Source organism: Sphingomonas sp. (genome assembly GCF_048595155.1).
GTDB lineage: Bacteria > Pseudomonadota > Alphaproteobacteria > Sphingomonadales > Sphingomonadaceae > Sphingomonas_I.
In genome coordinates, this window is sequence record NZ_JBMDXN010000044.1 from 1 (window position 1) to 20,467 (window position 20,467).

The following is a 20,467-nucleotide window of genomic DNA, read 5'->3' on the forward strand; positions in this document are numbered from 1 at the left end:
CGACGCCGACGTCGGCTTCAACGCGCAGACCGGCACGTATGAGACTTGGTGACCACCGGTGTGATCGACCCGATCAAGGCTGTGCGCACCGCGCTTCAGGATGCGGCCTGGGTCGCCGGCCTGCTCATCAGCACCGAAGCGGCGGTGAGCGAGCTTCCGGCCGACGACAGGGCACCGGCGGGCGGCATGCCCGGCGGCGGCATGGGCGGCATGGGCGGGATGGACTTCTAAGTCCTACCTGACCGAACCACACAGAGAGGGCCCGGGGGAGAAATCCTCCGGGCCTTTTTGTTGGCCAGCCTGCCCGCAAAGATAGAATAAGCCTAGGAAAAACAATCTCGGCTTTACGGTTTAGATCGCGTGCGCCAATATTATTTTAGGGGAATCCGGCGGGGGGAAACTTCCAACCCTGATTGGCTGATCGGCCTAGTCTGCCCAAACTGCGCCTCAATTTCATATCCCGGACATTATGCACTTCCAGAAATGAGATCGTGGCTTGAGGTTGACCATGGGTGTGAAAGACCTGCCTCTGATAGGCCTCTCCACATGGTACGTGCGCATTGCTCCCGCCGAATGAGCCATTATTTGCAACAAGCACGAGCTGGTACATGTGATAATGTAGGGCTTGCGCCATGTGGTCAAAGGTCCCGACATCTTGATTCAACGCCGGAATTGCGAAAACGTCTGATTGGCCACGCAGATCGGAGGCAAGCCCTAAATCGGTAGCATCGTAGCAGATTGCCGATGTTAGCCAGAGTGGCGGCTCCTGCCCGTCGGCGCTCCAATTATACCCAATTAACCATTGGCAAGGCCGAAACCCCATTATTCTGGTTACAGGATCATTGAAGTCCTCCTCGAGCTTGGCAAGATTACCCTTGCCTTGACGCCTTATCGATACCTGAAGACCTCGGCCCTCTACCTTTCTCGGAACGATCCAAAGGGCGGAGTTCACGAGCGGTTCACCCTGCAAAAGCTGCTCGTAGGTCATACCAGCAAGGATTACCGTTCGGTAAGCGCGGGCAAATGGAACTAGATGCGTCTGTACGTCATCGGGGTGCACCGATAGCTCTGGAAAGATCAGCCAATCTAGGCGATTATTCTGATTAACATGAGTGTCCCGCAGCTCTAACATCTTCTCGACGGCTGCCAGGGCCGTCGAAAGATGGTTTCGATGTTTCCGGCGGATGTCTCGTCCAGAAACTGTTAGGTCGGCAGAGATCTCGCCGACCTCGGGGGTGATAGACTGGACCACGCACGCCCTTAGTGGGCGATCAGCCGCGCCGGCCCCGGGGTTCGGCGCCGGCATTCGTAGCATCAGCAGACCCGTCGCAGCCCCAACAGAATCCTTCGCAGTTTGCAGTCTGCTCTCAAGCACTCCCAATAACTCTATAGGACTTCCAATCCCCTCAACTTTGGACTCTGCACGGCAACCCGGCCACGCCAATAGAGAATAAAGAAGATCCTGAGTAAATTGTGAGATCGGCAACCAGTCGTCGCCAAATGCGTCATGCCCGTTATAGAAACCGTATAGTCTCTGCATCCAATGGCTGGTGGCCGGCCGATATGCGGGAACGGTCTCCCGCCATCCTGGCGACCTTACTGTTTTACTAAAGTCAACTTTCCCCGTGAGAATATACCTCAGCAGAAACCCGAGCTTAAAACGCCAGGCTTCGTCTCCGGCCCACGACGGGGGCGCATAGATGGAGCGGTAACCCGCTCCGAGCGGCACCGCATTGAATGAGATGCCGGAAACAAGCGCAAACTCGCGCCAAGGATCTAGCCTCAGCTGAACACTGGACGGCGTTATTACGTCTGGTAATTTTTCCCTCGCCGCTTCCCTAAGATATGCCACGGAGAAGCTAAGAACCCCGATTTCATTTCTCAGGACATTCTGGATGCCTCTAATTCCCACCAAATCTTTAAGGATGCTCGTATCTTCAGAGTGGGTCCAAGATCCTGTTCCTAGATCGACAGATAGCGCCAAGCTTTCTCCGACTAGATTTTGCTTCACTGAGTAGAGCTCTCTGGCAAATTCTAGATCGCGAGCCGCTATTTGCGCAAATGAATCCGAATCCAGGCGGTCAGCAATGAGAGCCGCAGCGTCGGCTTGGCCATAAAAGGACCGCCGGGCGACTATTGCTTGCACTGCAATTAAAGACGCAGAAGCTTTGCTGATATCGCCATCAAGAAACGAGATCATCCCTGCATAGTGCCCAAGGGGGCCTTCCTCGACGCTTGGCAACTTAGAAACCGTCGGACGCGGGTGGACCATTAAGAACAAAAGAGCTTGTTGGCGGAGGTACCAAGGGAAACGGGCGCCCTTCGCGAATGCCACGCTCTCAGCAGCCTTACCCAAGACACGCCGGTAGCCGGTAAGATCCACACCTCCTGGTAACGTTTCGTCCGACTTCACTATTCCCGTCTCGGTCGCGCCCGCGCGGAACAACTCGGACAGGCAGTAGAATGCCACCTTGCGAGAAACGCCTTTGAGGTGGCCGCGTAGATAAGGCTGGAATAAGCTGAGTACCTCCTCAAGAAGCGCGGGCGTCGGCCAGAGGTCAACTGCCACCCTCATGAGCCGGACATTGGACGGATTTCGTATCCAAGTATTTATAAGGCCATAGGAAAACGCACGGGCCTCGTCATCGAGTTCTGGTTGAGACATTCTCGATCGACGGAAGGGATAGCTCTCCGTCTCAAAGGCAGGCTTTGCTGCCTGATCGGACGGCGGGCGATCCTCCAACAGCGGCCTCAACGACCTGAATGTCGTCCGAAACCTACCGGCCGCAAAACGCCCTATCGTTTCGTCCCTAACATCAGGCACCGCCGTGAACGTCTTTAAACCGCCGGCCTCCGCTGCCGCACTAATTTCCGCCTGCGAGCGGACGAGGCCCTGTACGGCCTGTATGACTTCTTCCCCTCCAGCCGCATCAAATCCGCCAGAGATTGCGCTCTGAATACGCTGCATTTTTCTGCCTTGGCGCGCGAGAGGCTGCTCATCTCCTCGGAACAACGCGGCCTTGGTTTTCTCGGGCGAGATAAGCAAGCCCGGCGAATAGGCGTTTAATAGAGTATTCAGCCACGCAGCGACCTGCGCGCCAACCTCTTCAGCACTGGTGCCCGGGACTGCTGATATAGTTAGGCGTAAATCGTCGACGTATCGACAGACGTCGTACAAAACGATGCCCGGCAATATCTCGCTTCGACACATGGCGCGTAAAGCTTCGTCGAATTCAAGTAATACGATGTTTGCGAAAAAGCCAGCAGATACCAAACCTTGCGGCAGGGATACACGGTCAAACATCGGAATATCGGACGACCGGGCGTAAGCGACAACTTCTCGTTTGTCCTCTCCGTGCCACTCCCATTGGAACAATCCGCCCAAAGCCTCGAAGAAATCCGATTCCTGGGGCGTCCCCTTTAGAGAGTTAGCTCTTATTCTAAGCAAGTCAGGAGTTACACGATCATAAAATTGCTTTAAATCTGTCTGCACGATCATAAGGCCGTTGATGCCTCTGTCTGAGACCTGTTCTGCTATGTACTCTGGACGCGCTATGAAACTGCGATAGTCTTGAAAGTAAGCACGATAAAGCTTTGACGATCCCCACCTATGTACCAACATTTTACTGTCTGGCTCGTAGTCGCAAAATAGGCGATTACCGTAGGAGCTAACGGTTTGCCTCACCTTGTCATTTGAGTAAGATCGTGAGGGGTCGCCTTGCCTCGTTTCAACGCGATCAGCGAGACACAGCATCATAGCTGTTGCCAAGACCTGATCCTCCAAGCTCGCGTGTGCGAGTGGCCGTATCCTTGAAGCCCCAAGATTTCTTTTAGGCACCCACCGCCCAGTCTTTGGTTCGATGTGCCATGGCTCGCTCTTTGGCGCGGAAACCAATCGCAGAGGCGCGGGCTGCCAGCGTCTGTCGCGAACTCGAGCAGAGAGGCTGGCTATGAACTGCGGCAAATCCGCCGCCGTCATATCGATATCCAGCGTATCCGCAAACCAGTTATGGTAGCGGATATAGGCTGAAGTCTTTTTCCACGCCTGGACTAGAACGTACTCCTCCCCCAGGAGGTCTAGCGACGGATGAAGTCTGTCCATGTCCCCACCAAACAACTTTTCTGACTTCCGAACTCTTTTGAACCCGTGGAATTTGCCGTGCGAGTTGGCAATCCAGAAACTGCAGATTGGCGAGCTTAAGTATTAATCTCGCACGGCCAGCGCACCCTTTCTCCAGGCGTGTCTTGCCTCTATAAGACAGTCGATGTTCCAGGCCCCCTTTGATGATGCCCGTGCGACTGTCGCGGCTAATGACGGGCTCCCGCAGGATTCACCCGTCGAGGCGGTGCAACCTCCCGCCCCGCCGCCGACTGCCAAGCGCCGGTTCAGCCGTTGGCGGATCGCGCGCTGGATTATCGCCACCCTTCTCCTCCTTCTCCTCATCACCGTGGCGTGGCTCGCGATCGTCGCACCGCCGTCGCGGACGTTGCGGCCGATCGTGCCGCCCAGCGTCACATTGCTGGCGTCGAACGGCAGCCTGATATCGCGCCGGGGTGCCGTGACCGACAGCCCGGTCGACGTCCGCAAGCTGCCCGATCATGTGAGCGAGGCGTTCCTGGCGATCGAGGACCGGCGTTTCTATCGCCACACGGGCGTCGATCCGCGCGGCATCGCACGGGCGATGTGGCACGATGCGCGCGCCGGCCGGATGAAGGAGGGTGGCAGCACGATCACGCAGCAGCTGGCGAAGCTGGTCTATCTGAGTTCCGATCGCACCGCCGCGCGCAAGCTGCGCGAGATGCTGATCGCGATGTGGCTGGAGGCGTGGCTGAGCAAGGACGAGATCCTGTCCCGCTACCTATCCGACGTCTATTTCGGCGACAATGTCTATGGCCTGCGCGCCGCCGCGCGCCATTATTTCGGCAAGAAGCCCGAGGCGCTGACGGTGAGCGAGGCGGCGTTGCTGGCGGGGCTGATGAAGGCGCCGTCGCGGCTGGCGCCGAGCGCCAACCTGGCGGGGGCGCAGCAGCGTGCGGCTTTGGTGGTGGGGGCGATGCAGGAAGCGGGCTTCCTCACCCCCGCCGAGGCGGCGCGCGCGGCGCCGGCGCGCCTGCGGCTGTGGCCCGCGCCCGAAGCGACGCAGGGGACCTATTTCAGCGATTGGGTGATGCCGGCCGTGCGGGGCAAGACGGGCGACGCCTTTGCGGCGACGACGGTGCGCACGACGCTGGACGCGCGGCTGCAGCGGCTGGCGGAACATGCCGCCGCGCAGGCGCGGCCGGCGGGGGCGCAGGTCGCGCTGGTGGCGATGCGGCCGGACGGGCGCGTGGTGGCGATGGTGGGCGGGCGCGATTATGCGAAGAGCAGCTTCAACCGCGCGGTGCAGGCGCGGCGGCAGCCGGGATCGACCTTCAAATTGTTCGTCTATCTGGCGGCGCTGCGCGACGGGATGACGCCCGACGACAAGGTGGAGGATCGGCCGATCACGATCGGCACCTGGTCCCCGCGCAACAGTGACGGGCGCTATCGCGGCATGGTCACGCTGCGCGAGGCGTTTGCGCGATCCAGCAATGCCGCGGCGGTGCGGCTGGCGCAGAAGGTGGGGCCCAGGGCGGTAGTGCGGGCGGCGCAGGATCTGGGCATCCAGAGCCCGCTCCGCGCCGAGCCCGCGCTGGCGCTGGGCACATCGGGCACCAGCCTGCTGGAGCTGACCAGCGCCTATGCCGCAGTTGCGGGCGGAGACTATCCGGTGCGGCCTTATGGCCTGCCCGATCCGGCGGACCGGGGTGCGCTGGCCGACGCGCCGCACCGGATGGACGCGCGCGAACGGGCGATGCTGCTGGATCTGCTGTCGACCGTGGTGAACAGCGGCACCGGGCGCGGCGCTGCGCTGAACGTGCATACCTATGGCAAGACGGGGACGTCGCAGGACAATCGCGATGCCTTGTTCGTGGGCTTTGCGGGCGGGCTGGTGACGGCGGTGTGGGTGGGCCGCGACGACAATCAGCCGCTGCCGGGCGTGGCCGGCGGGGGGCTGCCGGCGACCATCTGGCGCCGTTTCACCGCCGACGCGATCGGCGCGCGGCCGGGACGCAAGCCGGTGCCGCGCACGGTCGATCCGGATGCGGGGGAGAGCGTGGGGGGTTTCCTGCGATCGCTGCTGGATCGCATCAAGGTGGATATCGACTTTTGAGGCGGTGGGTGGGGGTGGTCCTTACCAAGCGCGTTTGGGCGCTGGGAGGGGTCCGTGGATGCCAGCCTGCGCTGGCATGACGGGCTTAGTTTAAGGGATTAGTTGGCAGTTGTGAGGAGGGGCTGGAGCGCGCCCGGCTGGGTGACGAGGGCGGCGGTGCGGGCGGCGAGGTCGGGGCCGGCGACGGCCTGGATCGCTGAGAAGAAGTTGGTCTGGGATCCGCCGGCGCCGGCCGAGCGCGCGATATAGGTGCGCCACACCGCGAACAGCCCATCGGGGTTGCGGGCGCGGACGGCCCGATCGAGCCACAGGTTGACGAGCAGGCCGCAGGAATAGCTGGCCTGGGCATCGCCGCCGGCCAGCACATCGCGCAGCGCGCGGCCGCCGAGGCGCCTGGCGCAATCGTCGCGGGCCTGATCCTGTTTGGCGGCGGCGAAGGCGGGGGCGGCGGTACGAGTGGCGAGGCTGGCGAAAGCCTCGGCGCCGCCTTCGTGGATCCAGGCGCCGGCATCGTCGCCGGTGGTGACCTGGCGCTGATAGAGGTGGCCCGCCTCGTGCGCGAAGAACCAGGCGAGATCGGGCCCGAACGTGGCGGTCTGCATCAATTGCGGCCAGCGCGCGCCGTAGAAATGGACGAACACCTGCCCCGGCAGCGCGCCGCCCTTGCGCCCATCCACGCCGCGATCGGCCGGATCCCAGGAGGCGAACAGCATCGGGCGCTGCGGCAGGCGGCCGAGCTTGCCGGCGAAGACGCGCATCGCATCGGGCAATTGGGTGAGGAGGCGCGTGCGGATGGCGGGCGGCAGATTGTCGTCCAGCACCGCCACCAGATCGGGCGTTTCCACCGGGCGGGTGCGGCCGAGATAGATGTTGCGGCCGTCATTCCCGTCGACCCAGCTGGCCGAGCCGGTGAAGAAGCGACCGTTGAGGAGGATCGGCAGGCCCGGCGGGGCGACGATGGTCATGCGCCAGCGCGACGCCGCCTCGCACGGGCCGGAACAGGCGAAGAAGCGGCCGCTGTGGAACAGGATGCCGCCATCGCCGAAGGGCGAGAAGGGGGAATAGTCCTTGGGCAGATCCTGCCAGAGCGGCGGCATGGCGAGCGAGACGGCGGTGAAGGGCCGGCCATCACGGCGGCGGACCAGCTCATCCTCCCGGCCGCGCACGATCTCGAAACCGGCGGAGGCGGACCAGCCGGTGGCGCGGCTGGCATCGGGCGAGCGCGCGAAATGGAGTTCAGCGACGGCCGAGGCGAAGCGATAATCGACGCGCCAGTTGCCGGTGGCCGTGGCGGTGATGCGCGTATCGGGCAGCAGCGGGCGCTGCGCGGGCGCTGCGGCGGGAACGCCCGCGAGCAGGCCGAGCGCGAGCGCCAGCCGCAGCGCGCACCTTTGCATCCGTCGTCCCACGATCAGGCGGTGCGGGCGCGGACCGTCACCAGCCGGAACCGCCGCCCCCACCGCCGCCGCCGCCCGACGAGCCGCCGCCGGACGAGCCGCTGGAACTGGAGCTGCTGGAGGAGGATGAGGAGGACCCGCCGCCGCCGCCCGAAGAGCCGGGAGCGGTGGCGGCGGAGGCGATCTTGTCGGAGAAGGACCGGCCGAGCGCATCGGTGAGCGACCCCGGATCGGGCATCGCCCCGGTCGACGTGGTGTAGAAGGGCTGCGTGCGCCGGCCATCGTCATCGACCGTCGGATCGATCGCGGCAGCGGCGAGGACGCCGGTGAAGCGCTTGGCCCAGCGGTTTTCGACGTCGAGCGCCATGGCATAGGGCAGATAGCGTTCGAACAGAGCGACCGTCTTTTCGGGCGGGTTGAGCTTTTCGAGCCGATCTTCCTCGGCCGTGTCCAGATACATGCGGAACCCCTGGATCTCGGCGCGGATCGGCCAGAATTCCGTCGTGGGCGCGCGCAGCCGCGGCCAGGCGAACAGCATGATCGGCAGGATGAGCGCGACCGGGATAAGCGGCCAGCCATTGCCGCCGGCCACGCCCATGATCACGACCGCGACGCAGGCCTGAAGATAGGCCATGCCGAGCAGGACCCACGCCAGCCAGGCGAGGATCTTGCGGCCGGTCTTTTTGCCCTTCGGCAGCGCATCGCGATAGCGCGCGAGCCAGCGCAGGGCGAGATAGCCAAGCACCACGATGGCGCCGAGCGCGAGCACGACCGGCAGGATCGACCGGGGGCTGAGCAGCGCCAGCACCCAGGACACGAGCATCACCGATCCGAACATGGTAAGCCACGGGCGCAGCTTGTCGCGGCCGGCATCGGAGAAATAGCGATCCTTGCCGAACCCATCCTCGAGCCCGTCGCGCAGCGACGCCTGGGCGTCGTTCAACGCGACATAATTGGACTGCCGCAGGGCGAGCTTTTTGCCGTTCCGGAAAAGAATGCGCACCATCGCGGCTTCGGGCGGGGGAAGGGCAGTGTCCGTCCCGTTCTTTTCGAGGGTGCGGCTGGGATTGGGCCCTTCGGACGTCTCCACGATCCGCAGGGCGCCGCGCACGGCGGAATCGACGATGGCGGTCGCGAAGGTGCGATCGTCATAATCCATCCGCCAGACATAGCGCAGCGCCGCCGCGGAAAAGCCGTCCGGCGGGGCGAAGAGCGGGACGATCGGCCGCGGATCGGGATCACGCCAGGCGCGCGACACCAGCAGGCGCGCGCGGATCGCGATTGCCAGCAGCAACCCGATGGCCAGCAGCATCGGGCCATATTGCCGCAGCATCCAGCCCAGCCGGGTGAGGAAACTCGGCTCCGCGATCACGCCCTTGCGCCAGGCGACGGCGACGGTGAGCCCTTCGTTCCGATCCAGCGGAAGGGTGGTGCGGAAGACGATCTGGCCGGGCCGTTCGGAGACAACGGCGGCGTTGTGATCGGTCGAACCTTGCGCACCGGTATAGACGGCGCGCTTTCCGAACGGCACCGGCTCCGGAAGCGTGATGCGCGCCTCCGCCCGATCGATCGGGAAGACCCAGCCGGTGCCGGTGACGTTCCAGTACAGCTCGTCGACGTCCCTGTAGAAGCCGAGCTGGCGGGTGGTGCGATAATGGATGCGATAGACGTGCGGCCCCCGCTCCAGCATCACGTCGGGGCTGCCGATGCGCACGCTGGTGCCGTTCGACACCTGGTTCAGCGTATACGGTTCGGGCTTACCGTCGCGGGTGACATCCAGCACGTCGAAACCGATCTGAACCCTGGTGCCGAGCGTGCCACGATAGCGGGTGGGAAAATCGCGCAGGATGCCGCGATTGATCTGATTGCCTTCGGAGATCAGGCTGATCGTTTCGACCACGTCGAGCGCGCCGTCGCGCTGGACATGGACGTCGCTGACGAAGTTGGTGATGCGCTCTTCCGCCAGTACGGCGGAGGGCGCGAGCGCGAGCAGGCCGAATGCGGCGGCCAGCCGGAAGAGAAAGCTCATGCCTTCGCGGCGCCGTCGAAGGTGACCTGGGGGGCCTTTTCGATGGTGGGATCGTCATCTTCGAAGAAAGGTTCTTCGTGGAAGCCGAGCGGCTTCGCGATCAGCATGGTCGGGAAGGAGCCGACGCTGGTATTCAGATCGCGCACGGTGGCGTTGTAATAGCGGCGCGCACCCTGCAGCTCCGTCTCGACCTCGGACAATTCCTCCTGCAACTGGCGGAAATTGGCGTCGGCCTTCAGCTCCGGATAGGCTTCGGCCACGACCATGATGCGGCCGAGCGCGCCGCTGAGCGCGGCACTGGCCTGCGCGGCATCGGCAGGCGTCGCCGCCTGCAAGGCCTCGCCCCGGCGGGCGGTGAGTTCGTTGAGCAGGGTCTTCTCGTGCGTGGCATAGCCCTGCACCGTGCTGACCAGATTGGGCACGAGATCGGCGCGGCGGCGCAGCTGGACCTTGATGCCGCTCCATGCCTCCCGCACCAGCGCGCGGGCGCGGACCAGCCGGTTGAAGATGAGGATGCCCCAGAGCAGGACGACGACGACAATGATACCAACGGGCAACCAGACCGGGACATGCATCGTGTTTTTGCTCCAATCCGGACGAGAACACCGAAGATTTTGCACGGTTCCACGCGGAAAAACAGTCAGCGCGCACGCCTGATCGGGCGCGTCCCGCCGATGTCCGGCTATGTCGCGGAAGGGATTGGCGAAAGGGCCGGAGGATCGCTCCCCCGGCCCCGTCTCACACAGCTAGCAAACGTCGGGGCCGTGTGCCCCGTCGGGCGGATCAGCCCTCGATGAAGGCAAGGAGATCCGCATTGATCACAGCGGCATGCGTGGTCGGCATGCCATGCGGGTAACCGGGATAGGATTTCAGCACCGCACCCTTGACGATCTGGGCGGAAAGCTTGCCGGTGGTGGGGAACGGCACGACCTGATCGTCCTCGCCATGCATGACCAGGGTCGGCACGGCGATCGCCTTCAGATCGTCGGTAAAGTCGGTCTCCGAAAAGGCCTTGATGCCGAGCGTGTGGGCCAGCACGCTGCCCATCATGCCCTGACGCCACCAGTTGCGGCGCACGCCTTCCTTCACCTCGGCACCCTCCCGGTTGTAGCCGAAGAAGGGCAAGGTGAAATCGTAGAAGAACTGGGCGCGGTTGGTGGCGGTCTGCGTACGGACATCGTCGAACACGGCGATCGGCACGCCATCGGGATTGCTGTCCGTCTTGACCATGATCGGGGCGACCGCGCTGACCAGCACCGCCTTGGCGACGCGGCCCGGCTTGGCGCGGGCGACGTAGCGCGCCACCTCGCCGCCGCCGGTGGAGTGGCCGATGTGGACCGCATTCTTCAGATCGAGCGCGTCGGTGAGGGCGATCACGTCGGACACATAGGTATCCATGTCGTGGCCGGTGGCGGATTGGCTGGAACGGCCATGGCCGCGGCGATCGTGGGCGATGACGCGATAGCCCTTGAGCAGGAAGAACATCATCTGCGCGTCCCAATCGTCGGCGCTGAGTGGCCAGCCATGGTGGAACATGATCGCCGGCGCGTCCTTGTCGCCCCAATCCTTGTAGAAGATCTGCGTGCCGTCCTGGGTGGTGATGGTGGCCATGATGGTGCTTCCCTTGTGCGTCGATCAGGGCCGGTGCGGCTCCGATAACCTAAGCATGCCGAGGAAGCCGCTGCACGAAAATAGAAACGTCGGCATTACATCATTTCGTATTTTTAGCTGATCAAGGACGCCCATGCGATGTCGGCTCGTCGGGCAGCAAGGCCTTGGTCATCAGCTCCAGGTGCAGCGTTGCGCCGCTCGGCATCGGCATGTCGAACCTGCGGACGGGCGCGTACCCGAAGGCGGCGTAGAAGGGCACGGCGGGCAAGGTCGACGTCAATTCGGCTTGCGTGAAGCCGGCCGCCCGCGCGGCCCCTTCGCTGAGGCGCAGCAGCAGCCGGCCGACGCCGTTGCGGACATGATCGGGGTCAACGTAGAAAGCGCGGACGCGGGCGGCGTCGCGCGCCGGATCGAGCAAAGGCGCCGGCGGGCTGTCCGGCCCGTGTGCGCCGGCGATCGTCTGGCGATAGCTCCAGCCGCCCGCACCGGCCAGCGCGCCGTCAATCTCCGCGACGAAATAGGTGCCGTCGCGCACCAGCTGCCAATCCACGCCATAGGCGTGACGAACCGCCTCATCGATCACCGCGTCGCTATAACTGCCGTCATGCAGCGCCCGGATGGAGCGTGCGGTCAGCGCGTTGATAGCGGCGACATCGGCCGGTTGCGCCAGCCGCCAGGTCAATTGGGTGTTCACGATCTACTCTTTCTTGGCCGTGTGGTGGACAGGCAGGGCGGGCCATTTCCTTCAGGTGACGGAGACGCGACGGCCCAGCCGGGAACGTGGCAGAAGCCGCTTGGCACAATCAGGGGCTGAGCAAATCCGGCTCGCGCTTTTTCAGATCGACCATCGGCGGTGGCCGCCAGTCGGTTCTGCTCCAGCGATCGCGCGCCGCATCGGACAGGGTTTCGCACGTGGACGCGACCATGGCGGGATCCCGGATCGTGCGTACACCGGAGCCGAACAGCCGATAGAAGGGGGTCAGCGATTGCGTGATCGGACCAAGCGGATCGGGGTGGAAGGGCGGGAAGGTGGGCGGCACGAGCGTTGCCGGATCGTCCACCTTTAGACCGGCCAGGCGCGCGCGGCGGACCATCCAGGCAAGCGTGATGTCCGACAGTCCGGTGTGCGGATTGCCGCCGCCCACATCGCCATGGCAGCCGGGAAACCACGTCTGTTCCAGATGCTGCTCCCCGCCTGCCTCCTCCGGCAGGGTCCACAAGGTCGGCAGGAAAGGTTTGCGCCGCTCATCGATCGCGACCGCGTGAAAGGCGTAGCGAACGAGGGACGAGAGATCGGTATCGTGGAATTCGCGGTTCACGCGGAAGACGTGCTTCAATATGCCCTGGAAGATCGTGTTGGGGACACCGAGCGAGCCGACCGTATCCCACACGCCGATACATTGGATCGGCAGGTCGCCCGGCCAGCTATAGCTGCGGCGGAACAGGCGCGACGCGGCGGCCCGCGGCATGCGCCGCCCGTCGCGTGAGCGGTAGAGGGCAAAGGCTTCCTGGGAGAGGCTTTCATTTTCCGGCCGCAAGATGCCGGAGTTGCGCACGAAGCCGGCGAGCGAGCGCGCCGTATAGGCGCCCCGGCTGAACCCGAAGAAATAGAGTTCGTCGCCGGGCTGATAGGTGCGGATCAGCCAGGTATAGCAGGACAGCAGGATGCGGCTGATGCCATAGCCGGTCGCGCCGTCGATGAAGCGTTTCGTGCGCGACGACATCGAGCCGATGCCGTTATGGTAGAAAACGCGCTGTTCGACCCCGTCATCGCCCTGCGCGGGGACGAGGCTGGCGAGCTTGACGACGTTGGTGGGCGACGGCTTACCGGCGGCACTGCGATCGGGCTCGTTCCAGGTGCCGTCGCAGCACACGACGATCCGTTTCACCGCGCCCACCCGGGGGGTGTATCGACGTTCATCCCCCGGGCCGTACCGGATAGGAGCGCGACGCGCGCGCGCTTTGCGGTCCAGTCCGGAGGAAAAGCGGCGCGGGATCATCCGCTTAGAGCTGGATCATGCCCTTTGCGATGACAGCCGTAACCCATCAACCAGCGATGGGTGAGGCAAGCGCGGGACATGTCCCCTGCGGCTGATGATCAGACATGCTGGCCGCCATTCACATGGACTTCCGCGCCGTTGATGTAGGACGCTTCGCCGGAGCATAGAAACAGGATGGTCCGCGCGACCTCCAGCGGATCGCCGAGCCGGTTCATCGGGATCTGCTTCTCCACGATCTCATCCGTCCCGGGCGAAAGGATCGAGGTATCGATCTCGCCCGGGGCGAGCGCGTTTACGCGAACGCCATAGCGCCCGAATTCATAGGCCTGTTCGCGGGTCAGCGCCGCCAGCGCCGCCTTGGAACAGGCATAGGCCACGCCGGCGAAGGGATGGACGCGGGACCCCGCAATCGAGGTGACGTTGACGATCGCACCCTGGCTCGCCTTCAGCTCCGGCAGCAGCAGGCGCGACAATAAGGCGACGGAGAAGAAGTTGACGTTGAACACCGAGAGCCAGTCTTCATAGCTGGTGTCGCAGACCCCCTTGCGGGCACCGCCCTCACGCTTGGGTGAAATCGCGGCGTTGTTGACGATCGCCGCAAGGCCAGAGCCGCCAAGCCGCTGGCGCACGTCGTCGGCGAGCGCCGCAAAACCCGCGGGATCCGACAGATCGGCCTGGATGTGATTGTCGCGTCCGCCCGGCCAGGGGCAGTCCTCCGTAAAGGCAGCGCGCGACACCGTGAGGACGCGCCAGCCATTTTGGTAGAAGAGTTTCACCGTGGCATGCCCAATGCCGCGGCTGGCACCGGTGAGCAGCATCGTACGATGGGCGGGAGGGGTATCCGTCAGCGTGGGCAAGGGAAGCGTCTCCGGTCCATGCAGGGGCGTTGATCGCCACCACGAAGTGCGCCTGCCCGTACCGGATTGCAGCAACCGGAGCGCCCCCTTTGCGATCCACTCCGGAGCGAAAAAGCGGCACGCGATGGCGAACGCCCCTTGGCGGCGGGATCGGGACCGCCCAAGGGGGGCGCGCCCGATATAGCAGGTCAGGGCCAATGATGCCGGGGAGGGAAGAATGTTCCGCCGCACGACCATATTCTCGATCGCGCTGCTCGGCTGCGCCTCCGCCATCGCGGCCACCGGCACGAACGCGCCCGCATGGGTGGGGGCATGGGGCTATTCCGCCTCCCCCAACCCGCCCGGCCAATCGCCCGCTGCGCCCAACGGGTCGGTGGTTCCGCTCGCCGCGCCGCCGGCTGCTGCACCGCCTTCGTCGAATGCTCCCCTGTTGGACAATCCCGGAAAGCTGCCGGTCGATACGGGCAATGCGGAGCTCACGAATGTGACGATCCGCCAGATCGTCCGCGTATCGGCCGAGGGCAATGCCGTCCGCCTGCGCCTGACCAACGAGAATGGCGTCGAGCCGCTGAGCCTGGGCGCAGTCCGCGTCGGGCTGGCGGGACCGGATGGGGAGATCGTGCCGGGCAGCGACCATGCCGTGACGTTCGCCGGACATGAAGGCGTGGTAATCCCCGCCGGCGCCCCCTTGCTCAGCGACACGATCAACCTCCCCGTGAAGGCGCTCGATCGGCTGGCCATATCGCTCTACGCGCCGGATCGGCTGACGGCGCGCGGGGCGCGCAGCCTGTTCCAATATATCTCCGGCACGACCGGCGATCAGACCGGCGCGGCGCACCTGCCCGGCGTGAAGCTGGCACGCGCCCCGGCCTTGGTGAGCCAAGTCGAGGTTGCCGCCACCCGGCCGACGCAGGCGATCGTCACGCTGGGCGATTCGATCACGGAAGGCGCCGGATCGACCGCCAATGGCTTCCGCGGCTGGCCGGATCGACTGGCCGAGCGACTGGCGGCACGCCCCGGCAAGAGCCGCTGGTCCGTGGTCAATGCCGGCATCAGCGGCAACCGGCTGCTGCGTTATGGCAGCGGGCCGAGCGCGCTTGCCCGGTTCGATCGCGATGTGCTGAGCGTGCCGGGGGTCAAGGTGCTGATCCTGATGGAAGGGATCAACGATATCGGCCGCGGCTTCACGACGAGCGGATCGGTCGAGCCGGCGCCGGCAGAGGCCTTGCAGGCGGCCCAACGGCAGATCGTCGAACGTGCCCACGCCCATGGCATCCGCGTGATCGGCGTCACCCTCACGCCCTATAAGGGCGCCGGCTATTGGGCCGACAAGGGCGAGGCCGCCCGGCAGGCGATGAATGATTGGATCCGGACGTCGGGCACGTTCGACGGCGTGATCGATTTTGCCGGGGTGGTCGCCGACAGAGGGGATCCTTTGACGTTCGATCCGCGCTTCAACGACACGGATCACCTTCATCCCAACGATGCCGGCTACCGGGCGATGGGCGATGCGGTGGACCTGAAGATGGTGACAGGCGAATAGACCATCCCGCCGCACGACGCTTCGGCAGGTCTATCCTACGTATCGCATCGCCACGTCACAGCGTTCGTACCGCGCGCCATACGTAGCCATGATCTCCGCATCGTGGCGGAAGCCCAGCTTTTCGTAGAGGTGGATGGCCGGCGCGCATTTGCGATTGGTGAGGAGATAGAGCGTTTCCGCGCCCATCGCCTGCGCACGCGCGATCATGGCGGCGAGCAGGAATTCGCCCGCCTTCATGCCGCGCGCGCTGGCGCGGACGCCCATCTTGGTGAGTTCGAATTGCGCCGGGCCGGTTTTCTGCAGGGCACAGGTGCCGATCACGCCCAGGCCGGGCGCTTCCACGAACAGAATGGCGCCGCCGGGATCCACGATCCGGGCGCGCGGCTGTTCCAGAACATCCCGATCGGTCTGCTCCAGCCGAAACATATCGCCGATCCAGTCGGCATTGATGTCGTGGAAGTGAGGCGCGAGATCGTCACGGAAGTCGACGATCCGCAGACCAGCCGGATCGAAGCCGGCAACCCGCGCCTCCAGCGGGCGATCGGCCAGCGCCGCTTCCACCCCGGCAATCTGGTCCAGCAGCGCGCCGGACAGGCCGGCGAGCATGGCATCGACCGCCTGACCGACGCGCGGCCAGATCAGCCGCTTGGCTGTCGCCATCACGTCCTGCCCCGCCGGCGTCAGCGACACGGTGCGTCGGCGCAGATCGGCGCCGCGCGCGGACGAAACCAGCCCCAGCGCGACCAGCTGCGCGATACCGCGCGTGACGCCCGGTTGGCTTGAGCCGACCGTGTCGGCCAGTTCGCCCACGGTCATCGGACCGCGGTCGAGCGCGGCCAGCAGCGGCATATGCGTTGGCTGCACCGGAAGGCCTGCATCGGCAATGATCCTGCCGGCACTGGCCTGCAACCGCTCGGCCAGCCGCTTCAGCCGGCTGCCCAGAAAGACAGGGCCCATCTCTGCCAAAACATCCGTAGCCATCATCGCTTCCATACGTAGTTATATAACCTGTTATGCTTACGGTTGCGGCTCGTCAATCACGTCGCTTCTTCGTAGGTTGATGCCATGACAATGCGACGCTGCAGCTGGGCCGAAGGCGATGCCCAAATGACCGCCTATCACGACGCCGAATGGGGCGTGCCGGTTCACGATTCGCGCCTGCTGTGGGAGATGCTGGTGCTGGAGGGCTTCCAGGCCGGCCTTTCGTGGCGGACCATCCTGCATCGCCGCGATGGCTTTCGCAGCGCCTTCGATCAGTTCGATCCCGCCGTCGTTGCCCGTTACGACCAAGCAAAAATCGAAGCGCTGATGGCGGATGCCCGTATCATCCGCGCCCGGGCCAAGATCGAAGCGGCGATCGGTGGCGCGCGCATCTATGTGGCGATGCAAGAGGCGGGGGAGGATTTCTCTGCCTGGCTATGGGGGTTGGCGGGCGGCGCTCCGGTGCGGAACGACGGGATCCACGTTCCGGCGAGCTCGCCCACGTCGGAGGCGATTTCCCGCGCGTTGAAGGCCAGGGGTTTCAAGTTCGTCGGGCCGACCATCGCCTATGCCTGGATGCAGGCCGTCGGGATGATCAACGATCATGCCCCCTATTGCTTTCGCCGCGATCAGGTGTCCGCGGCATGAGGGCGATGACGATCGCTGCACAACCGGCCGCCGGCGCAGATGTTTTTCATCGTCGGTTCAGCTAAGCGCGCCACAATCCGACTCGTCCAATCCATGAAGGAGGAGTCTGATGCGGACTTTAACCAAGCTTCTTCTTGCAGGTGCCGGCGCGGTGGCGGTGGCCGGCGCGGCGATCGCAGCGGATCACAGCCATGTGATGAACGTCGCCCTTCCCGACGGTAGCGTCGCCCAGATCCACTATATCGGCAACGTGGCGCCCCAGCTCGTGGTGGCCCCCGCGCCGATGCCGGTCGCCTTCGCTGAAGCCGATCCGTTCGCAATGTTCGATCGCATCTCGATGGCGATGGACCAGCAGATGAACGCCATGCTGCAACAGGCGGCCATGCTGCAGCAGGCAGCGCCGTCAGGCGGCGAGATCAGTGAGGCTGCGCTCAAGAGCCTTCCGCCCGGCACGGTGAGCTATAGCTACACGTCCTACAGCAGCGGCAACGGCGCGCAGTGCAGCCAGAGCGTGCAGGTGACGTCGCTTGGGACCCATCAGGCCCCCAAGGTGATCAAGCAGAGCTCGGGCGACTGCAATGCCATGAACAGCCGCGCGCCGACGCCGGCGGTCCAGCAGGCGAAGCCGGAGGCGCCGAAGGTGACGCCGGTGGTTTTGCACAAGGACAAGGCCGAGGCTGAGGCCGCGCCCAAGGGCCCGATCATCTAAGCCACTCTATCGTCGCCTCGCGCAGGCGGATAGGGGGCCCCTCAACCGGGCGTCTCACCGCTTGGGAAAAGGTCTGGAGCTCCAACCTGCGCGGGGATGACGGTGAAAAGCGCGGCCCACCCGAAAGTTGGCGCGGCCGCCAGCGTAGGGATCACGCGATCGCGATCAATTCGATCGCATCGTCCTTGCCGTTGAACGGAAGCATCTCCCCCTCGCCCGCGCCGAGCAGCGCCTGGGCGAGCGGGGATTGCAGCCCGATAAGGTCGGCTGCGGGATCGGCCTCATCTTCGCCGACGATGGACAGGCTGCGCTGCTTGCCGTTCAGCGTGAACGTGACACGACTACCGAAGCCGACTTCGCCCGGGGGCGGCGACGGCGGAAGCTGGGCGCTGGCAAGACGCCGGCGCCAATAGCGCAGGCTCCGCTTCTCGTCGTCGCTCGGCGTCGCGAGCGCCTCCAGCGCCGCGACCTGCGCCTCGATCAGGCTGAGACCACGCGGCGTCACCAGATTAGGCCCAGGCGGGATCGGCAGCTCGAACTTGGGCTCGAGATGCTCCTCGTCGCTGTCGCGACGGAAGGCCACGCTCATCCTCTATTCCTCGATGACGTTGGAGACGGCCGGGCACAGCGCCCGGCGATCGCCTTATTGCTTCGGCGCGCCGCCGCCGGCGGCCTGGCTGCCTGCCATCATTTCCTCGCGCGTCAGCTTGCCGTCATGGTTGGTGTCCCAGCGATCGAACAGCGCCAGGTCGTGCGCCTCGATCTCGGCTGCCGTCGCCTTGCCATCATGATTGGTGTCGAGCGCGCCGAACACACCGTCGACCATGCCGGCGGGCGGCGGTCCACCCATCGCCTTGGTGATCACAGCCTCCAGCTCCGCCTTCGTGACGATGCCGTCATGGTTGGTATCGGCCGCTGCGACCTGCGCGCGCGACTGGGCCTGGAAGTCCGCGCGGGTGATCACCTCCGGCGGCGCCGCAGGCGGAGTCTGCGCGGCCGCGGCCGTTGCGATGGCGACGAGGCCGACGGCCAACATGGTCTTGATCATGGAAATCCTCTCCGCGCGGGACGCGCGAACCCCCTCTGTAGAAGCCCTGTGCGGCGGAGGAAAGCCGAACGCGCGCAGTGTGATAGCGCGCCGCCAATTCGCAATGCGCTCGGAACGCGTTGCGCAGGCCCCCTCACCATGCCAAAGGCGCGCCGACCGTGCGGGGTGGCGGCCTGATCCACGCCACGCCTGAATGCAGGCACGCATTCGCCCGCAGATCTTTGGGCCTGGGAGTGTGAAAATGAGCGACGTCAAGCGCGTGGTGCTGGCCTATTCGGGCGGGCTCGACACGAGCGTGATCCTGAAATGGCTGAAGGAGACCTACCAGTGCGAGGTCGTCACCTTCACGGCCGATCTGGGCCAGGGCGAGGAATTGGAGCCCGCGCGCGCCAAGGCCAAGCTGATGGGCGTCAAAGACGAACATATCTTCATCGACGATCTGCGCGACGAATTCGTGCGCGATTACGTGATGCCGATGATGCGCGCCAATGCGCTGTACGAGGGCCTGTATCTGCTCGGCACCTCGATCGCGCGGCCGCTGATCGCCAAGCGCCAGATCGAGATCGCCAAGCAGGTTGGGGCGGATGCGGTGAGCCATGGCGCAACCGGCAAGGGCAATGACCAGGTCCGCTTCGAGCTCGGCTATTATGCGCTCGCACCCGACATCCGCGTGATCGCGCCATGGCGCGAATGGGACCTGACCAGCCGCACGCGCCTGATCGAATATGCCGAGGCGCACCAGATTCCGGTGCCCAAGGACAAGCGCGGCGAATCGCCCTTCTCGACCGACGCGAACCTGTTGCACACCTCGTCCGAAGGGAAGGTGCTGGAGGATCCGTGGGACGAAGTGCCGGATTACGTCTATTCCCGCACCGACAATCCCGAGGATGCGCCGGACACTCCGCAGACTATCACGATCGATTTCGAGCGCGGCGATGCGGTGGCGATCGACGGCGTCGGCTATGGCCCGGCGGACCTGCTCGCCAAGCTCAACGACTATGGCAAGACGCACGGCATCGGCCGGCTCGACCTGGTCGAGAATCGCTTCGTCGGCATGAAGAGCCGCGGCATGTACGAGACGCCGGGCGGCACGATCTATCACCTCGCGCATCGCGGGATCGAGCAGATCACGCTCGATCGCGGCGCCGCGCATCTGAAGGACGAGCTCGCGCCGCGTTATGCCGAGCTGATCTATAACGGCTTCTGGTTCTCGCCCGAGCGCGAGATGCTGCAGGCGGCGATCGACCACAGCCAGGAGAAGGTGACGGGCACCGTCCGCCTGAAGCTGTACAAGGGCAGCGTGATCGTCACCGGGCGCAAATCGCCCTTCTCGCTTTATTCCGAAAAGGTCGTGACGTTCGAGGACGATCAGGGCGCCTATGACCAGCGCGACGCGGCGGGCTTCATCAAGCTCAACGCGCTGCGGCTGCGCCTGCTCGGCCGCCGCGAC

16 protein-coding genes and 1 pseudogene are annotated in these 20,467 nt (G+C 64.7%); 6 read left to right on the forward strand and 11 right to left on the reverse strand.

Translation table 11 applies throughout. The annotated features are described in order from the left end of the window. Nucleotides 1–231: pseudogene (gene groEL, locus ACOJSI_RS06915) on the forward strand (chaperonin GroEL); the annotation flags it as partial. A 145-nt stretch (nt 232–376) separates the two neighbouring features. Here groEL and ACOJSI_RS06920 read toward each other — a convergent pair. Next, nucleotides 377–3,499 carry an RNA-directed DNA polymerase gene (locus ACOJSI_RS06920; protein WP_420137531.1) on the reverse strand — a complete coding sequence of 1,041 codons (3,123 nt, stop codon included), beginning with the start codon at nt 3,497–3,499 and terminating at the stop codon, nt 377–379. A 766-nt stretch (nt 3,500–4,265) separates the two neighbouring features. Between ACOJSI_RS06920 and ACOJSI_RS06925 the strand changes: the two genes are divergently transcribed. Continuing rightward, nucleotides 4,266–6,194, forward strand: a complete 1,929-nt coding sequence (locus ACOJSI_RS06925) for a transglycosylase domain-containing protein (RefSeq protein ID WP_420137532.1) — start codon at nt 4,266–4,268, stop codon at nt 6,192–6,194. A gap of 98 nt (nt 6,195–6,292) precedes the next feature. Here the strand turns inward: ACOJSI_RS06925 and ACOJSI_RS06930 are convergent, their stop codons facing one another. The 7 genes from ACOJSI_RS06930 to ACOJSI_RS06960 form a co-directional block, all read right to left on the reverse strand. Continuing rightward, a complete protein-coding gene (locus ACOJSI_RS06930; protein ID WP_420137533.1) occupies nt 6,293–7,591 on the reverse strand; it encodes a hypothetical protein in 1,299 nt (432 codons plus the stop codon). A 37-nt stretch (nt 7,592–7,628) separates the two neighbouring features. Then, nucleotides 7,629–9,620, reverse strand: a complete 1,992-nt coding sequence (locus ACOJSI_RS06935) for a DUF2207 domain-containing protein (protein ID WP_420137534.1) — start codon at nt 9,618–9,620, stop codon at nt 7,629–7,631. Continuing rightward, nucleotides 9,617–10,195: a LemA family protein gene (locus tag ACOJSI_RS06940; RefSeq protein WP_420137535.1), complete on the reverse strand. Its 579-nt coding sequence runs from the start codon at nt 10,193–10,195 to the stop codon at nt 9,617–9,619. Before ACOJSI_RS06940 ends, ACOJSI_RS06935 begins: the two co-directional genes overlap by 4 nt. A 208-nt stretch (nt 10,196–10,403) precedes the next feature. Continuing rightward, complete coding sequence (locus ACOJSI_RS06945; protein WP_420137536.1) at nt 10,404–11,231, reverse strand: alpha/beta fold hydrolase; 828 nt, start codon at nt 11,229–11,231, stop codon at nt 10,404–10,406. A 121-nt stretch (nt 11,232–11,352) separates the two neighbouring features. Beyond that, on the reverse strand, nt 11,353–11,925 hold the full coding sequence (locus tag ACOJSI_RS06950; RefSeq protein WP_420137537.1) for a GNAT family N-acetyltransferase: 573 nt from the start codon (nt 11,923–11,925) through the stop codon (nt 11,353–11,355). 109 nt (nt 11,926–12,034) lie between these two features. Then, complete coding sequence (locus ACOJSI_RS06955; RefSeq protein WP_420137538.1) at nt 12,035–13,120, reverse strand: DUF2235 domain-containing protein; 1,086 nt, start codon at nt 13,118–13,120, stop codon at nt 12,035–12,037. Between the two features lie 209 nt (nt 13,121–13,329). Continuing rightward, entirely contained in the window at nt 13,330–14,088 is a 759-nt protein-coding gene (locus ACOJSI_RS06960) for an SDR family NAD(P)-dependent oxidoreductase (protein WP_420137539.1), read from the reverse strand. A gap of 217 nt (nt 14,089–14,305) precedes the next feature. On the opposite strand from ACOJSI_RS06960, the gene ACOJSI_RS06965 reads away from it, so the two are divergent. Beyond that, nucleotides 14,306–15,631, forward strand: a complete 1,326-nt coding sequence (locus ACOJSI_RS06965; RefSeq protein WP_420137540.1) for an SGNH/GDSL hydrolase family protein — start codon at nt 14,306–14,308, stop codon at nt 15,629–15,631. A gap of 30 nt (nt 15,632–15,661) precedes the next feature. On the opposite strand, the gene ACOJSI_RS06970 is transcribed toward ACOJSI_RS06965, so the two are convergent. Then, nucleotides 15,662–16,612: a bifunctional helix-turn-helix transcriptional regulator/GNAT family N-acetyltransferase gene (locus ACOJSI_RS06970; protein ID WP_420137541.1), complete on the reverse strand. Its 951-nt coding sequence runs from the start codon at nt 16,610–16,612 to the stop codon at nt 15,662–15,664. Nucleotides 16,613–16,696: 84 nt separating this feature from the next. On the opposite strand from ACOJSI_RS06970, the gene ACOJSI_RS06975 reads away from it, so the two are divergent. Further along, nucleotides 16,697–17,260 (forward strand): DNA-3-methyladenine glycosylase I, encoded by a 564-nt coding sequence (locus ACOJSI_RS06975; protein WP_420137542.1) that lies wholly within the window; start codon nt 16,697–16,699, stop codon nt 17,258–17,260. 109 nt (nt 17,261–17,369) lie between these two features. Next, nucleotides 17,370–17,969 (forward strand): hypothetical protein, encoded by a 600-nt coding sequence (locus ACOJSI_RS06980; protein WP_420137543.1) that lies wholly within the window; start codon nt 17,370–17,372, stop codon nt 17,967–17,969. Nucleotides 17,970–18,120: 151 nt separating this feature from the next. On the opposite strand, the gene ACOJSI_RS06985 is transcribed toward ACOJSI_RS06980, so the two are convergent. Continuing rightward, on the reverse strand, nt 18,121–18,558 hold the full coding sequence (locus ACOJSI_RS06985) for a GreA/GreB family elongation factor (protein ID WP_420137544.1): 438 nt from the start codon (nt 18,556–18,558) through the stop codon (nt 18,121–18,123). Nucleotides 18,559–18,612: 54 nt separating this feature from the next. Then, on the reverse strand, nt 18,613–19,017 hold the full coding sequence (locus tag ACOJSI_RS06990; RefSeq protein WP_420137545.1) for an EF-hand domain-containing protein: 405 nt from the start codon (nt 19,015–19,017) through the stop codon (nt 18,613–18,615). A 241-nt stretch (nt 19,018–19,258) separates the two neighbouring features. On the opposite strand from ACOJSI_RS06990, the gene ACOJSI_RS06995 reads away from it, so the two are divergent. Continuing rightward, on the forward strand, nt 19,259–20,467 hold a 1,209-nt coding region (locus tag ACOJSI_RS06995), incomplete at its 3' end, for an argininosuccinate synthase (protein ID WP_420137546.1).

What these genes read in the sequence shown, in the direction of transcription:
- ACOJSI_RS06985 (WP_420137544.1), bottom strand. Translation starts at nt 18,558, where the DNA reads ATGAGCGTGGCCTTCCGTCGCGACAGCGACGAGGAGCATCTCGAGCCC.
- ACOJSI_RS06990 (WP_420137545.1), bottom strand. Translation starts at nt 19,017, where the DNA reads ATGATCAAGACCATGTTGGCCGTCGGCCTCGTCGCCATCGCAACGGCC.
- ACOJSI_RS06930 (WP_420137533.1), bottom strand. Translation starts at nt 7,591, where the DNA reads ATGCAAAGGTGCGCGCTGCGGCTGGCGCTCGCGCTCGGCCTGCTCGCG.
- ACOJSI_RS06970 (WP_420137541.1), bottom strand. Translation starts at nt 16,612, where the DNA reads ATGGCTACGGATGTTTTGGCAGAGATGGGCCCTGTCTTTCTGGGCAGC.
- ACOJSI_RS06980 (WP_420137543.1), top strand. Translation starts at nt 17,370, where the DNA reads ATGCGGACTTTAACCAAGCTTCTTCTTGCAGGTGCCGGCGCGGTGGCG.
- ACOJSI_RS06925 (WP_420137532.1), top strand. Translation starts at nt 4,266, where the DNA reads ATGTTCCAGGCCCCCTTTGATGATGCCCGTGCGACTGTCGCGGCTAAT.
- ACOJSI_RS06940 (WP_420137535.1), bottom strand. Translation starts at nt 10,195, where the DNA reads ATGCATGTCCCGGTCTGGTTGCCCGTTGGTATCATTGTCGTCGTCGTC.
- ACOJSI_RS06920 (WP_420137531.1), bottom strand. Translation starts at nt 3,499, where the DNA reads ATGATCGTGCAGACAGATTTAAAGCAATTTTATGATCGTGTAACTCCT.
- ACOJSI_RS06975 (WP_420137542.1), top strand. Translation starts at nt 16,697, where the DNA reads ATGACAATGCGACGCTGCAGCTGGGCCGAAGGCGATGCCCAAATGACC.
- ACOJSI_RS06945 (WP_420137536.1), bottom strand. Translation starts at nt 11,231, where the DNA reads ATGGCCACCATCACCACCCAGGACGGCACGCAGATCTTCTACAAGGAT.
- ACOJSI_RS06935 (WP_420137534.1), bottom strand. Translation starts at nt 9,620, where the DNA reads ATGAGCTTTCTCTTCCGGCTGGCCGCCGCATTCGGCCTGCTCGCGCTC.
- ACOJSI_RS06965 (WP_420137540.1), top strand. Translation starts at nt 14,306, where the DNA reads ATGTTCCGCCGCACGACCATATTCTCGATCGCGCTGCTCGGCTGCGCC.